Origin of the sequence: Acinetobacter sp. WCHA29 (assembly GCF_002165335.1) — a bacterium.
In the GTDB taxonomy this organism is placed as follows: Bacteria; Pseudomonadota; Gammaproteobacteria; order Pseudomonadales; family Moraxellaceae; genus Acinetobacter.
The window spans coordinates 4,058-19,783 of record NZ_NHRQ01000033.1; the positions used below are offsets into that span (position 1 = coordinate 4,058).

Genomic DNA, 15,726 nt, shown 5'->3' on the forward strand with positions numbered 1-15,726 from the left:
GATGGTGTCATTGAAGCGAAACAAATTAAATTAAGTGCTGGCAATATTCAACAGGAACTGAATCAGGGTATTAAAGCCATAGACAGCGTGGATTTAACTGCGACCCAGACGGATATTGTATTAAGAGGTGCAATAGAAGCAGGTCAGGTGACCATTAAAGCCGATAGTGGTAAAGTCAGTACAGTTCAATCCACCAATAAAGGCATTAGTAGTACGACAGGCAATGTAACTGTTACAGCAAAAGAGGCTGACTTAAAAGCATTCTTATCTGCAAAAGATAATTTAACAGTGAAGACAACAGGTCTGTTAAATATAGATGCCGAAGCAAAAGCACAAAAAATCAGTTTAGATTCAGATGGTACATTGACACAAGGTAAAAACAGCAAATTATTAGCGGAATCTACGAAAGATACTGCTTTAAATATTGTCGGGAAAGCAGGCATTACATTAAATGGAGTCAGTGAATCCAAAGCCAATACTACGATTAAATCGACAGATGGTACTGTGGAATTTACTACAGACAGTCAAGGTTTAGCCAGTGCAGGTGATTTAACCATTACAGCGAATCAAGCTAAACTTGCAGCACAATTATTAAATACAGGAAAAAATCTGAGTGTGACTACGACTCAAGATTTAACTGTATTGGGCAAAGCCAAAGCACAAGGCATGAGTTTAAAATCCACTCAGGGTTCAATTAAACAAAGCTCAACAAGTGTACTAGATGCAACCAACCTCACCATCACCAGTGATACAAAAGATATTGAGCTACAAGGTACAAGCAAAGTTGCAACTGATGCAACACTCGCAGCCAAAGGCAATATAACGGTATCAGCTGCAAGTAAAGATCAGGGTATTGTAACAGGGAATAATTTAACCTTTAAAGGTCAAACTATAGTGATTGGTGGAGACAAATCAGCTCCAACCGTAAAAGCTATCAATCTGGTCGAAGTGAAAGACACAGGAAACTTAGCCTTAAATAATGGTGTCATTGAAGCGAAACAAATTAAATTAAGTGCTGGCAATATTCAACAGGAACTGAATCAGGGTATTAAAGCCACAGACCGCGTAGATTTAACTGCAACCCAGACTGATATTGTATTAAAAGGAGCAATAGAAGCAGGTCAGGCCACAATTAAAGCCGATAGTGGTAAAGTCAATACAGTTAAAGCAATTGATAAAGGCATTAGTAGTACAATAGGCAATGTAACTGTTACAGCAAAAGAGGCTGACTTAAAAGCATTTGTATCTGCAAAAAATAATGTAAATGTGGCAACCTTAGGTCTGTTAAATATAGATGCAAATATACTTGCTCAAGCGATGACATTGGAGTCAACAGCAGGTTCAATGACACAAACTGAAAATAGTGTATTGGATGCAACAGGAAGTTTAACGCTCAAAAGTCAGATGGATATGGCTTTAAATGGTGTCAGTAAAGCAAAAGCAGATGCAACATTGACCTCAACACAAGGTACTTTGCAGGTTGCAGGTGGTGCAAATAAAGGGATACAAGCCAATAAAATTAATTTAGATGCAAAAGAATCTAGCGTAACTTTGGCGGCTACCGTAAAAGCTGATGACAGTTTAATCATTAATGCCAAAAAACAAGTGATATTTGAGCAAGGTATTAGCCAAGCAGGTAAAACCTTAACAGTTACTGCTGAAACCATTGAGCAAAAAGCTGCACATAGTTTGGTTGTAGGGAGCTATTTGGACAATGATGCGAGTAAAGCCTTTACAGGTGGAGACTTAGTGCTTACTGCCAGTGGTGCCACGATTGATTTGGCAGGTGTAACCAAATCAGCTAAAACAGATATTACAGCAGAGCAAGGAACAGTCAAGACGGTTGCAGCGACCAATAATGGGATTGAAAGTACAGGTCATATTACAGTTAAAGCAAAAAATGCTCAGTTAGGTGCAATACTAAAATCAGCCGCAGATTTAAACTTAAATATTGCTGAACAGCTTGGATTGAATGCTGAAATACAGGCTCAAAATATTACAGCGAAAGCAAAAGGGATTCAGCAAACAGGTGGTCGTTTATATAGTGATGGTTTACTGGATTTAGCAGCCCAAAATCAGCTTGAATTATCAGGTTTAAACCAAGCGAAATCAGCCAATTTAATAGCTCAAAATCTTACATTTATCAGTCAAGCTGAAAAGGATAAAAGTGGGCTTAAACTGCTCAATGGTGATTTGACTGTAAAAGCCGAAAATGTGACTTTGGATGGTACCGTTCAACTTGATCAAGGTAAGATTTCAGTCAATGGGTTGCAAGAATCGACCAATGCTAAAACGATTAATTTGAATGGTCATATTCAAGTCAATGGGGATTTAGTCTTTAATGCAGATGAGCTGATTCAGCAGGCTAAAGAAAGTGAAATCCAAAGTTCGGTAGGGGATTTAATATTTACAGCAAATAAAGGTAATCTTAATTTACAAGGGAAAGCGAAAGCTGCAAAGAATATTGATTTATCTGCTCATGCAGGAAAAATTGATTTGGCAGGTGAGTTAGAAAGTACCACTGGCAATATTACTGTGACCGCTAAAGGGGATATCTCACAGAAAAAACAAGCTGTAGAGGATTATGGTAAGTTAGTGGCCAAAGTTGATTTGTCTGCTACACCAGAAGAGCAAGCGAAACAAGGTAAAGTCATTTTACACAGTACAGAGGGAAATCTTGATCTTGGTTATATTCAAGCATGGCAAGGTATAGAGGCGACCGCAGATCAAGGTTCTATTTATTTTAATAAAGAAATTGGTGGTGAAAATACAGGTTATGTTGATCCATTTGAAGATGAAAATGAGTTAAATGAGGAGGTTAAAAAACAAGTTGGAGAACCACCAAAAGTTGTGAATTATCCATTTCCACCAACAAAATTTACAGATGAAAAAGGCTTAGTCGTAGATCAACCGTATGAGAAAGATTATTGGGACTATGATAACGATGGTGATGGAACATATGATGGTTTTGTGATAGGTGGCGAAGCTGAGGCAAAATATAATAATATTTATAATATTTATATAAGTTCTAAAGAATATAAAAATTATAATATTACTATGCAAGATTTTCAAAAATATGTGAAAGACAAGCAAGCCTATGATATTGAGTTTGATAATGCTTATTCTGCAATTATTCTTGACAAAACAAAATATAAAGGATATGAGGATTCTGCTCGCCCAGATACAGGTTATTTACATGCTAAGGCAAAACAGGATATTTTTGTAAATGGTCTAAATTTGGATGGTACAGAAGCCAAAGATGATAAAGGTATAGCAAAAGAGGGATTAAAACTCCTTGCAGATCGCTATATTGTGAGCAACAATAAAATTGCTTTAAATAAAGGTGACTTAGTTTTCGGTGATGCAACAACAGGTACAAAAAAGATATTTATTGGGGATGCAGTTTATTCTCGTGGGAAACATATTAATGGTTTAAGAAGTTTAGATATGAAAGATCATCAATTTTATAATATTAATTTTAATGGTGATTTGGTTTTATTTGATAATACAGATGAATATGGCTCTCTTGAAGTAGATGGTAATTTAGATTTATACGCAAAAATAATTATTTCAAATAATAGTAATAATTATTTATCTGTGAAAGAAACTTCATTGCCACTCAATTGGAGTAATAAGGAAATAGATATAATTTCAAAGACAGCAAAAGTAAATATTAATGGTGAAATTCTTGGATTAGATCGAGATATATTACAAGGCGAAATAAAACATAATTTAACTCAAAACTTAGATGATGGTTTATTTGAAATTGTTAAGCAAAAAGATGCAAAACAAATAACAGATACTCTGCATACAAAGAATGGTATTTTTATGAAAATAATATCTTTAAATGGAGCTAATTATGAAGATGATAGCCTAAAAAAACTTGCTACGATTGATTTAGATTTAGTAGATTCGTGTGATATTTATGGTGATACTCCTTGTGATAGTTATCAACAACTTGCAGGTTTTGATCAATCCATAACCTCAAAGCGTTATATTAATTTTTTTATGCAGGATGTTAATATTAATTTTGATAATGCTGGTCTTGATGCAAATGGAAATCCGTTTGGGAGTGCAGGTAGGTCTGATATGAAAGGCAGCGGTAACTCTAACACTCCATTCGGTAATATTGGTGTAATTAATATCAAGATTGATCCCATCAAGCCTCAACCTAATGTAGGTAGTGTTACAGGAACAACAGGAGGAGTATTAGGTAGTGCATCAGGTTCAGCAACTGTTGGTTCAGGTGGTAATTTAACAGGAGTGAGTGGTTCAATCAGTGCTGGTGGTAATGGTTCAACATCTGTAGGTTCTGGTGGTAACTTAACGGGCGTGAATGGTTCGGTTAGTGCAGGCGTAAATGGTTCAACTTCAGTGAATACCAATACAAATACTTCACAGCCAACTATTGACAATAATAGTGGACGTTTTAACACAACGCCAACGCCAACGCCAACGCCAACGCCAACAACAACTAACGACAATACAACCCAAACAGTTCGTATTACTGAAGAAACAGCACAAACACAGCTTCGAGTGATTCCCGATGCATGTTATGTTGTGGGTAAATCAGTGGTGAGTGAATCAGATTTAGGGCGACTTAATCCATTGGCAGGTGCAGCCGAAAATACTTTTGGACGAATTTATACTGTGGCAATGCCTGATGGAGTGACGGCAACACAATATATGGTTGATCAACTCAAACCTATAGATGATGGTTCTGACTGCGCAAAATAACCAGTATGTTTATTTTAATGGCTGTATCATATGTGATACAGCCTTTTTATTGAGGTGGAAGAATATGAATAAGAAAACAATAAAACTATGCTGTGTAATCCTGTGCTGCGTTCTGGAGTTACCTATTATTCATAGCACATGGGCAAATACTATTCCAGATATACCTTTTCCTCGTATAGATGCAGGAATGCACAATGCCGAAATTGAACAAATCCGTTTAGATGAAAAAAATAATCGTGTGATTTCGATTGGTTTTGATAAAACCATTCGAATATGGCAACTACCACAACTTAAATTGATTCGTACCATTCCTTTACCTAGCCAACAAGGTTATGAGGGCACTCCCTTTGGTTTAGCTGTATCACCTGATGGCAAAACCATTGCAGTGGGGGGCTGGACAGGCTGGGATTGGCATGAAAAAGCCAGTATCTACCTATTTAATACCGATTCTGGACAAATGATTCACCGTGTGAGTCAGTTACCAGCATTAGTCGGGACATTGGCATATTCTGCGGATGGACGCTACTTGGCTGTGGGTTTGCATAGTGGAGAGGGGTTGCGAGTCTACGATACCCAAACATGGCAAGTGCGCTGGCAAGATACTGAATATGGCGAACGAGTGACCTTTGTGGATATTGCGGTGGATGGGAGAGTGGCAACCACAGCCGCCGATGGCTATGTACGACTGTATCAACCAGATGGAAAGTTGTATTTACGACAGGAAATCGGAGTTTCCAAACAACTAGGTGGAATCCGTTTCTCACCTGATGGCAAACGAATTACGTTTGGGATTATGGATCAACCTTATGCGATGGTATTGGCTGCGGATGGTAGCCAAGTTCTGGCAACACATCATATTCAAAATGTTGAGCAGAAATCATTGTGTTGTATTGCATGGAGCAAAGATAGTCAATTTTTATATTTAAATGGGCGTTATCAGGGGCAGAATGCAACGCCATTATACCGTTATGCACAGGGTGGAATTGCAGCAGTTCCACAACAAATGAATGTAGGCAAACGTGAGTTTACCAATATGTTGCCTTTAGCCGATGGCAATATATTATTTGCAACCAATACGCCCTCATTTGGTATGGTCAATTCACAAGGACAACTGATTCAGGAGTGGATTGCACCGATTTTACGTTTTGATCAACTCAAAGATTTTCGTTTATCGGCAGATGCTCGACAAATCCAATTCACCACAAAAAACAATATCAGTAAAACCATGCAGGTTGATTTGGGGCAATGGTTAAATGTTCCTACAACATCTTTATCTACGGCATTAAAACAACATCAACAGTTTAAATTGGACATTCAAAATCGGGAACAACCCAAATTAAATGGGCAACTATTAACAATTGATAAATTTGAAAAATATGAATCCCATACAATTAGTCAGGATGGGAAAAATTTATATTTTGGCAGTGGCTGGGCAGTGCGTGCCTATAATACACAAGGTCAGCAACAATGGAGCTATGCCTCACAAACCCCAGTTGAACAGATCAATAGCAGTCAGGATGGACACTGGGTTGTGGTGGCGTTGGCAGATGGAACATTGCGTTGGCTAGATGCAAAAACGGGACAGGAACGATTAGGTTTATATATTCATCCTAAAGATTTTGAATGGGTGGCATGGCGACCTGATGGGGTGTATGCCTCGTCTTTATATGGCGACCAATATATGGGTTGGGTGATCAATCGGGGAGAAGAACATACTCCACGTTTTGTGCGTGCGGTACAAATGGAACGGCAACTCTATCAACCTGATGCTATTAAAACGGTATTTAGTCAGGCAAAAAATCAATCTTTTGATGCAAGAAGTTTGTTAAAACAGTTACCTCCTTTTGTGAATATTCAACAGGTACGTTATCAACAAGGTAAAGTATTACTGGATGTTGAGTTAAGTGCAGAACAAAAAATTGATAATTTAACAGCCTATGTCAATGGTATTCCTTATACACCGACAGTACAGCGAAAACTTTCCAATGCAGGTCAAAATGTAAAAACCACAGTTGAAATTTCCAGTGATCAAAAAGATTTACAGATTCGTCTAGAAACCATGTCGGCTCAAGGCATTGGTATGACAGAACAATTTGTTCCCAATCCTATGGTACAGGCACAGAAAAAAGGGCGTTTATTTTTAATTACCATTGGAGTCAATAAATTTACCCAGATTCCACTTGGATATAAAGAAAGGGTTAAAGATTTAAAGTATGCAGTCAATGATGCCAATGCTTTTTATAAAGCTTTAAGTCAAAAAAAATCATTATATTCGGATATTATTGCAGTTAATATCAATGATGATGCGCAATTAAGACCCAATAAAGCTACGATATTACAACAGCTTAAGCAACTGGAACAAGCGACAGCTCAAGATACAGTTGTGGTCTATTTGGCATCACATGGCTTTAATAATAAAAAGGGTGAATATCTATTTCTAACTCAAGATAGCAGTTTGACTGATATTCAAAATAGCTTAAAAGGTGAAGCAATGACTCAGAATTCATTACTTACCTGGCAAGAAATTTTAAATCCTTTATGGAATGTGGCTGGAAAACGTTTGCTGATTATTGATAGTTGCCATGCCCAACAAGTCACACAAAGTACCGACCCATTTTCCTTATTAAAACGTTCTGCCGCCGCCAATATTGCGGTTTTAGCCGCAGCAAAAGGAGATGAAACATCACAAGAGTTGGCACAATTTGGGCATGGTTTATTTACCTTTGGATTATTATATGGTTTAAAAGACCCAGAAACTGACCAAAATCATAATCAAATGATTGATTTAAAAGAATGGTTTGATCGTTCTAACCAGATTGTACAGCAACATCGAATGGCGAATCTTGGTGAGCAAACTCCACAAATGATTGCTGCACCCAGTGTCCGTTTGATACCTATTTCTATCGCTCCAGGAGCAACAAAATGATGAAGTCCAGCATAGCAATGACACTACTTTTCGCTATCAGCATGAATTATGCACATGCTGAAAATAATAGCATTAGCGTAGCTGAATTGGTAAAAGCCCTGGCCCCTCAACAGCAACAGTTCAATTCATCCGTTTCAACATCAGGGACACGAGATATTAATGTCGAGGCTATGCTCGCTGAAGATGAAACACCACAGGAAAATACAACAAGTGCTGTATTGACTGCACCCCCTGCGATTAATCTGTCAATTCCGTTTGTAATCAACAAATCTACTTTAACGCTACAAGGGCAAAGCATGGTCAATACTATTGCCGAAGCCTTACAAACACCACAATTACAAAGTCACCAGTTTTTAATAGAGGGGCATACTGATCAGTCAGGACGGTATCAACTGAATCAAAAGTTATCACAGCAACGAGCAGAAAGAGTCCGTCAGGCACTGATTCAAAAGGGTATTGCAGCAGGTCGTCTGGTTGCAGTTGGACGGGCATCGGATGATTTATTAAATAAAGAAAATCCACTTGCCGCAGAAAATCGTCGGGTAAAATTTGTTTTAATTAAATAAGTGTAAGGGTGGATTAAATCTACCCTTACACTTATTGTGATTCACTTCTATTACGGGTAAATCACTAAAGGCATTTGAGTAAATGCCCATGATTGATCACTGGCAAAAGCAGTTTTTGTCAGCTTACCATTACGAATCATTAAAATATCATCCAGACTGTATTTCTCAGGCGTTACAATAAATGCCAGTTGACTACGACCTGTGGGTTTAACGGCTCTAAACTCAGTTGCCCAGTTTGCATTGGGTAAATCAGTGGCAAGATTGGCACTGATGCGATTATCAACAGCCGAAGAGGGTGGATATAAAACAGTTGCCTGATCCTCTGGATCAACCTGCACAATCCATAACCGTCCAGTTTGTTGACTCGTCACACGGAAGCGAATCGGGTCATTTAAATGATAACTTTTTGCTGAAAGTTCAACTTGCACTTTCGCTGCTTGTGGGTGAGCATGTAAATTTGCCAAAGTATGATGATTACTATTGCTTGGATAACTCTGACAACCTGTGATCAACGCACTGGATAATAAGGCGAGTGCCAAAAAACGATTGAATGTACGCATTTTTATTTCTCCGTAATATCAATAATTCGATAACCAGCAATATAACGACCACTACTTTCGTCTTTGCTACGACCTAAAGCACGAACGCTAGAAAGTGGCAATTGAGCGATAAGCTTATTAATTTGTCCTTTACTATCCCGATTGCCCAAGGCATTTTTTTGTAAATTAATCGGTTGTGTGGTCAGGAATGCAGCCACTAAATGCTTACCAAATGGGGGATTGGCTCGTAATACAAATTTGCCTGCTTGAGGAATTTGGATGGTTTCCACTTTTACAGCATTGTCCTGCGCATATTGATTCGGGAATAATAGTTCAGCTTCATCATTTGGATTAATACTGATGACATTGAGATAACCTGCTTGAGGAACATCAATGCTAATGCTGACTTTATCGCCTTTTTTTAGTGTGTCTGGTACTTCAATTTTTAGGCTTTGGGCAGCACTTTGTACTGTATCCAGTGTTTCTTGCCACAAAGGATTATAGCTTGTGGTACTACTATTGACGCTATTAAAACGGATGGTTTTACTAAATAGTGCTGGACTACCTGTCATTTGCGGTTGAAATGCCATAGAGGGGTCGACCCCCTGTAAGGCTTGTGCCAATTGCTGACTGGTAGCATCAAATAGGTTTTGCCATGAGATGTCCTGTTTATTACTACGGGCATTTTCAAAACTGGTGAGCAATGCTTTGGTAAACATGCTGCCCTCAGAGGTTGCCTGAGCATACTGATTGTCTTGTGCTGCACCAATCGCAATATAACGTTGTCCATCGGTAGCATCGACAGCCTCAACACTCAAATTCTTTTTATGGCTTTTTGGAGATACTGCATGGAGCGGTATATTCCATGCTTTTACTCGGGTTTGGATGGTGTTGGTACTGGTCAAACTATTTGGTGGAAGTGCTTTTGTGCCTGTACCACTATGGCAGGCATCTAGCAAGGCCACCATATTTTCACTTGGGATTTTATCCAGTAATTCGCCAAATTCATCATCTACAAAGTTACCATCATGCAGATATAAGGTTTCATCATAACCATCTTCTTCATCGCCATTGGTGTCCTTGACTTGTGAACCATGACTGGATATATAGATGATGACCCGATCATTGGGTTGTGTGGTTTGAGCCAGTTGCTTTAGTGCCGCCCGAAACTGTTCACGGGTAGCCTGTTGATCTTGTAACAGTTTAATATTTTTGGCCTCAAAGCCCATGTGAGCGACCAATTGTTGTGCCATTGCTACATCTTTCTCAATTCCTGGCAAGTTGGCACTCGGATTTTGGTATTGTCCGACCCCAACAATCAATGCCTGATCAGCAGCAAAACTATATTGTGTTGTACATGCCCCTAACATCAACAGACTGAGGGCTAACCATGATTTTTTCATTTGATTTTCTCCATGATTCCTCTCATTTAAGGCATCACTAAAATATTAATCATTGCCGCACCTTGAGGGATTTGGCTTTGTGTGGTGACACTGCCCTCATTTTGTGGAATAGCACTGACCCATGCCACAAGTGCTTTGGCAGTTTGATTCGCTACCACTTTTTCCTGCATAAATTTACGATCAGCACGTTGACGATTTAAAATTTGTACTGAGCCATTTTGATAAACCTGTGCCAACGTGACGTATCCCTCATCACTTGCACCGTAAGAGACACTAATAACCTGATTGGTGCGATAGGTTGATTGATCGGCAGCAATAAAGGTGCGTACACCTTGAGGATTGGTGGCAAGTTGCGCAACACTTGTACCAATTGTGCTGACTTCAACAGGAACAACATTTGGGGTAGGTGTCGGAACAATTGTCATGACAGGCATTGTCGGATTACCAACAGGAATACTTAAACGTGTACTGACAATAGCAGAATTATTGCCCTGCACAGTTGTTCCTGTATCACGGTCAACAATGCGAATGGCTTTTTGTTGCAGATTATTGATTAAGCTCTCTGTTTGCCCAACTTGATATACTCCTTTTTGTTGGGTCAAAATACGATGCAGATCAAGGGGTTTTTCACTGGCGATGACCAATATTTTTTCAATGCCAACAGCATCTGAGTAAAATTCAACGGTATTGCTATAAGTGCGTGGGAATGTACTGACGGTATTGGCACGAACAAAATTTTCCTTATCCTTATTGTTAGGTAATAATAAAGTGGTTTGATCAGGCAATTCGTTGAGAATATACAAATAAGCATCTTTATTGGTCACAACATTAAAGCGTATGGCTTCATTAACTGCATAACTGGCTTTTCCGGTAGACACCTGTAGGCTAAGTGCAGTGCTTTGTACAGGTGCGACAACAACAGGCGCAATTGTTGCAGATGTAGGTTGACGATCGGCAATCACAATTGCTTTGGCATTCTGATCTGCTGCTGCCCATGCCATAGAGGTCAGAATAGTACTGGTGGCAAGTACAAGTTTGATGGATGTATTCATTATTTTAGTCCTATATAACAAAGTGAGTATGTGACATAGTTATAAACGATCAGGTTTAGATTTCGGGTTAAGTAAAAATAAAAAAATTCAGGAAATGATTTTAGCTTGTTGTAATTGTGCAATCGCTTCAGTCAGTGCCTGTTTGGCATAACGTAAACGACTTTTGGCACGTTCTAAAGGAATCCCTTGTTCTGCTGCAATTTCGGGGACAGTCATGCCTTTGACGAAACTATTGAGTAAAATTTCACGATGATGTTCAGGGAGTTGTTGCAAAGCTCGTTTAAGTTGATTGACTTCACATTCCCGAATAGCAATCTGTTCAGGGTTATCAAAGTCACTGCCTAAATCACTGCTCAGGTCTGATTCTTCTTCCATATCATAATAATCATCAATATCAACACTTTTAGATATTGGGCTAGCATGCTGAATACGGTAATGGTCAATAAGTTTAGTATTGACGATACGAAATAAAAAAGTCTTAAAACTAGCAGAAACGGTGTAATGACTTGAATAGCGAATTAGATTTAACCAGACTTCTTGACTGACCTCATTGGCTGTAGTCTGATTGCCTGCAGTGCGTCCAATCAGATAACCATAAACTATGCGATGATAACGTTGGTAAAGTTCGGTAAATGCAGTTTGACTTCCTTGGGCAAACGCTAACATGAGTGCCTCATCCGTCGAAGTAATAAGAGATGTCATCTGGCGCACATCTCCTTATGCTTACTTAGATAAAAAAGATGACAATTTCCTACATTTTTGCCACCGAGTCTTCATTTTGTCAATCACTTGATCGCAAAAAACATTGGAATATGGATTAAGGTGTAGTCCGAATTTGCTCTAAAGTTCTTTTCACCGCATCGTTATTTTGTGAATGAGGGCGTCCTGTTATCTCTGGAGATTCAGACTGTTGAGGTTCATCCGTGATTGTTGCCTGTTGTAATTGAGCATCCTCAAACGCTGCCTGATGGGATGTAGATGGCGTTCTAGTCTGTTGTTGGTGTATTTGTGCCTGATCGACATGTGCTTGTGTCTGATTATTTGCCAGAATACGATTTAAACTATTTGATGTATCCACAGATGGGCTTTTGACAGGTGCAGACTCAACGGGCGCAGTTTGAATGGGCTGTTGTGCTGCCTGATAAGGCTGTACGGGTTCAACGTCAATTGGTGTTGGTGAAACGGTTGCTTGTGTTGAGTGATTTGGCTGACTCGTTTGTTGCTGCGTTGGTGTTTGTTGAGCAGAGAGAGAATCAGAAGATTGATGTTCTACCAAATAAAAGCTACTTGCCGCCACAACAACAAATGAAATAGCTGCTGCAATCTGAAACCAGTATTGTTGATACCATCCCTGATGTACAGATGGCGTGCTTTTAGGAAACTTAATCACTTCGCTATCTTGTACTAAAGCAGATTGTTTTTGATTCTTCTGAGCTTGCTGTGCAGCAGCATTCAGAATTTTTTGTGTAATTTCATCAGGTACATCTGTTTCAGAGATCATTTTGTCAAAGAGGTCTTGCAAGATCATATCCTGTTTTGATCCATGATGCTGATTTGACATAAAAGACTCCTTTGAGTATTGAACCTTACTTACTGAAAAGTAAGGGTCTGACCGCGATGCGATGATCAAGAGGATTACGGCATAATCTGTAATTGTACCGTTTTTACCCCAGCTTGTGGATTGCTTGGTGCAGCATTTGATTCTGGTTCACGAATACGAATTGCTTTGCTGCTAAAGGCATTCGCAACATCATCCATATTATTGATGGCAAATGCCCCCACTGTTTCTGATGGAATATTATTGAGATTAATTGGGGTACGAGAAGCAATAAAAATAAGTTTTTCAACGCCTGCTGCATCTGAGTAGAAATCCACTGTTCCTGGCATGGTATAGGTTTTATTTTTACGAAGATAGTTATCTTTTGTTTTAGCGTTTGGTAAAAGTCGAGTGGTTTTTTGCGTGTTTTGGTCAACGCTAAAGATATATAAATAATAGTCAGATTGTTGGCCAACTACTTTAAATTTGATTGATTCCCCCACACGATAAATTGATTTTAATGGTGTAACATTAATTTTTACAGTGTTGTCTTGTTGAGCAGTTGATACAGGAGCAGTCACAGGGCGTTCACGAATGCGTACCGCAGCCTCGTTGATGGTTTCTGCAGCAACAGGCAATATCACACTGCTTAATGAAAGTGCAACAATCAGCTTTTTAAACGTATTCATAGGATGTTCCTTTTTAATAAAATAGTCGGTGTGTCTATATAAACGATGGGATTTTCAATTCGGGTTAAAAATTTAAAAAATTTTTACAGCCCTAAACGATTCATTAAATTTTGTACATCCTGATCAGAATGTTCACTAGACGATCTATTGGATACTGGTGTTTCCGTTGGTGCAGGTTGTGGCATTGGTGTTTCTATCAATGTTGGTTGTGGTGTGGGTGTGTTATGAGATGGCGTTATAAGATGGACATTAGATAAAAATGTATTTGCATTGATTAAACCGTAGCCTGCATTGTTGTTTGGAGCTTGCCCAATAGCATTGGTGGCTTTTTGAATAATCAACTGTTTTAATTGTTTGGCATTTAAATTGGGTTGAGCTTGCCAAACTAAGGCAGCAAAAGCTGCGGTATACGGTGCGGCTGCGGATGTTCCAGTAAAACGAGAACCACCACTGGCTTGGTACGCGGCATTTAAAGTATTGGTAGGTGCACTTACGTCAGGTTTGACCCGACCATCGTCGGTTGCGCCACGACTACTATAGGCTGCAATCTGTTGAGTTTTCACATCCCATGCTGCAACAGCAAGAGCATCAGTAGACGTGGCAGGAATAGCAATACTCGAATAAGGTCGATCTAAATCCAAATGTGCGCCCTCAACATAAACTCGGATATTTTTTAGAGCAGATTGGCTACTGCGTAGCGCGATACCATATTTGCCAACAGGTAAACGGAGCGTCTGGCTTTTTCGAGCTGCGGTATTGGTGGTACGAGGTTGGTTGATTTCAGCAACTTTGACCACTTTACCATTGCTATCCTGTGCAAGAATTACGGCATCTACATCAATATTCTGGCTATTTTGACGAGAACTGTCCCAGTCATCCCAATTCAGCATAATCATGGTATTGGAATCCTCTTTTTTTTCAAAAGTTAGTACATCATATTGTCCAATATCCACCAAGCCATTAAGGTTTCGATCAAGCAGTTGTCCAGTCCATATTTTTTCACCCTCGTTGCCAGCGGCATTGACCCATAAAATATTTTTATTTAAGGCTTCACTGACCTTTTGATCCAGTGCTGAAGTACCATCATGTTGAGAATGATGTCCACCACCTGAGAAGTTAATAATGTCAACATCTTGTTCAATCAACCAATCAATGGCTGCGGCAACTTGACCTGAAGAGGCACTACCATCACCATTGCCTGCCTGAACTAGATATAACTCAGCATCAGGGGCAATTTGATGAATGATTTCGGCGCAAGCTGTGCCATGTTCACTGCTGGCTTGTACATTAATCTCATTAGCATTTTGACCATTATCAAAAGTCTTAGCTTTACTTGGCGCTGGAACAATACCTTGCGTCTGTAACTTGGTATAGTGACGATAACCAAAATCCAAAATACCAATTTTTAAACCTTTGCCCGTAAAGCCTTTTTGATGTAAGGCTGTGGTGGCAATGGCAGTATAGCCTTCACTTTGAGTAGAGTTTGTTGTATTAGGTGATGAATAAGATGTGTGGGATGGAGATATTGATGAACCTTGTTGTTGGTCTGCTAGACCTAAACGGTTTAACAATTCGCTTACAGCCATATCTTGATTATTTTCCAGAATCCCTTGTAAATCTGCACTTTTGACTTGAGAAGATTGCATGACCTGTTTGATTTTTGCCTGAGCCACATTGACAAACAATTGGTCTTTAATGCGTGCTTGTACCTCAATTCCTTGCGAACGAAGTTGTTGTTCTAAAGATAAACCTTGCCCTGAAATGGCTTGTATTTGAACAGCAATAGTTCCATTTTTGGAAACTAAAATAGATGGTATAGATTTGGTAATCCCTTGAGTTAAAACCTGATTTAAATCTGCACTGATCTTTGCTTCAGCAATGGTCTTACTATGACTGAAAATCTGTGGATTTTGTTGTAAAAAGCGTTGTAATTCACTACTGAATTGAGGGGAAACAGCGGCGTGAATTGCACTATTTAATGTTAAAACTGTTGTGCCAAGGGCTAAAATTTTTATGAGTGTTGCCATGATAGGGATCGTTCCAAAATAAGATGTAGATATAAACGTGAAAAATAAAAAATCGGGTTAAATATTTTTTTAATGTGAAAAAATAACCCGAAAGGTGATATATTACGTTTATAGGACTTACGCATTGACAGATTCAAAAAAGTATTAAAATGCTTTATAAAGTATCTGTGATTAGACGAATTAAACATGCTTCTACAGCAACCTGTACTCTACCCATTTATATGGGCTTTCTCATGACAGAACCGAACTC

General features: G+C 38.9%; 9 protein-coding genes and 1 pseudogene. 3 read left to right on the forward strand and 7 right to left on the reverse strand.

The window, feature by feature from the left end:
* The 3 genes and pseudogenes from CDG59_RS15325 to CDG59_RS14170 all read left to right on the forward strand — a co-directional run.
* Window positions 1–4,737, forward strand: a pseudogene (locus tag CDG59_RS15325) (hypothetical protein); the annotation flags it as partial.
* Between the two features lie 64 nt (window positions 4,738–4,801).
* Window positions 4,802–7,663 carry a caspase family protein gene (locus CDG59_RS14165; RefSeq protein ID WP_171295054.1) on the forward strand — a complete coding sequence of 954 codons (2,862 nt, stop codon included), beginning with the start codon at window positions 4,802–4,804 and terminating at the stop codon, window positions 7,661–7,663.
* Complete coding sequence (locus CDG59_RS14170; protein WP_087545912.1) at window positions 7,660–8,229, forward strand: OmpA family protein; 570 nt, start codon at window positions 7,660–7,662, stop codon at window positions 8,227–8,229. The genes CDG59_RS14165 and CDG59_RS14170 overlap by 4 nt, the downstream gene beginning before the upstream one ends.
* Window positions 8,230–8,279: 50 nt before the next feature.
* On the opposite strand, the gene CDG59_RS14175 is transcribed toward CDG59_RS14170, so the two are convergent.
* The 7 genes from CDG59_RS14175 to CDG59_RS14205 form a co-directional block, all read right to left on the reverse strand.
* Window positions 8,280–8,789 carry a DUF4384 domain-containing protein gene (locus tag CDG59_RS14175; RefSeq protein ID WP_087545914.1) on the reverse strand — a complete coding sequence of 170 codons (510 nt, stop codon included), beginning with the start codon at window positions 8,787–8,789 and terminating at the stop codon, window positions 8,280–8,282.
* A 2-nt stretch (window positions 8,790–8,791) separates the two neighbouring features.
* Entirely contained in the window at window positions 8,792–10,171 is a 1,380-nt protein-coding gene (locus tag CDG59_RS14180; protein WP_087545916.1) for a caspase family protein, read from the reverse strand.
* A gap of 26 nt (window positions 10,172–10,197) precedes the next feature.
* The gene (locus CDG59_RS14185) at window positions 10,198–11,223 is read right to left on the reverse strand and encodes a DUF4384 domain-containing protein (RefSeq protein WP_087545918.1); all 1,026 of its coding nucleotides are present in this window, start codon (window positions 11,221–11,223) and stop codon (window positions 10,198–10,200) included.
* 87 nt (window positions 11,224–11,310) lie between these two features.
* Window positions 11,311–11,925 carry a sigma-70 family RNA polymerase sigma factor gene (locus CDG59_RS14190; protein ID WP_087545920.1) on the reverse strand — a complete coding sequence of 205 codons (615 nt, stop codon included), beginning with the start codon at window positions 11,923–11,925 and terminating at the stop codon, window positions 11,311–11,313.
* Between the two features lie 115 nt (window positions 11,926–12,040).
* The gene (locus CDG59_RS14195; RefSeq protein ID WP_087545922.1) at window positions 12,041–12,784 is read right to left on the reverse strand and encodes a hypothetical protein; all 744 of its coding nucleotides are present in this window, start codon (window positions 12,782–12,784) and stop codon (window positions 12,041–12,043) included.
* Window positions 12,785–12,858: 74 nt separating this feature from the next.
* Window positions 12,859–13,449 carry a DUF4384 domain-containing protein gene (locus tag CDG59_RS14200; RefSeq protein ID WP_087545924.1) on the reverse strand — a complete coding sequence of 197 codons (591 nt, stop codon included), beginning with the start codon at window positions 13,447–13,449 and terminating at the stop codon, window positions 12,859–12,861.
* Window positions 13,450–13,532: 83 nt separating this feature from the next.
* Window positions 13,533–15,476 (reverse strand): S8 family serine peptidase, encoded by a 1,944-nt coding sequence (locus CDG59_RS14205; protein ID WP_087545926.1) that lies wholly within the window; start codon window positions 15,474–15,476, stop codon window positions 13,533–13,535.
* Window positions 15,477–15,726: the final 250 nt, after the last annotated feature.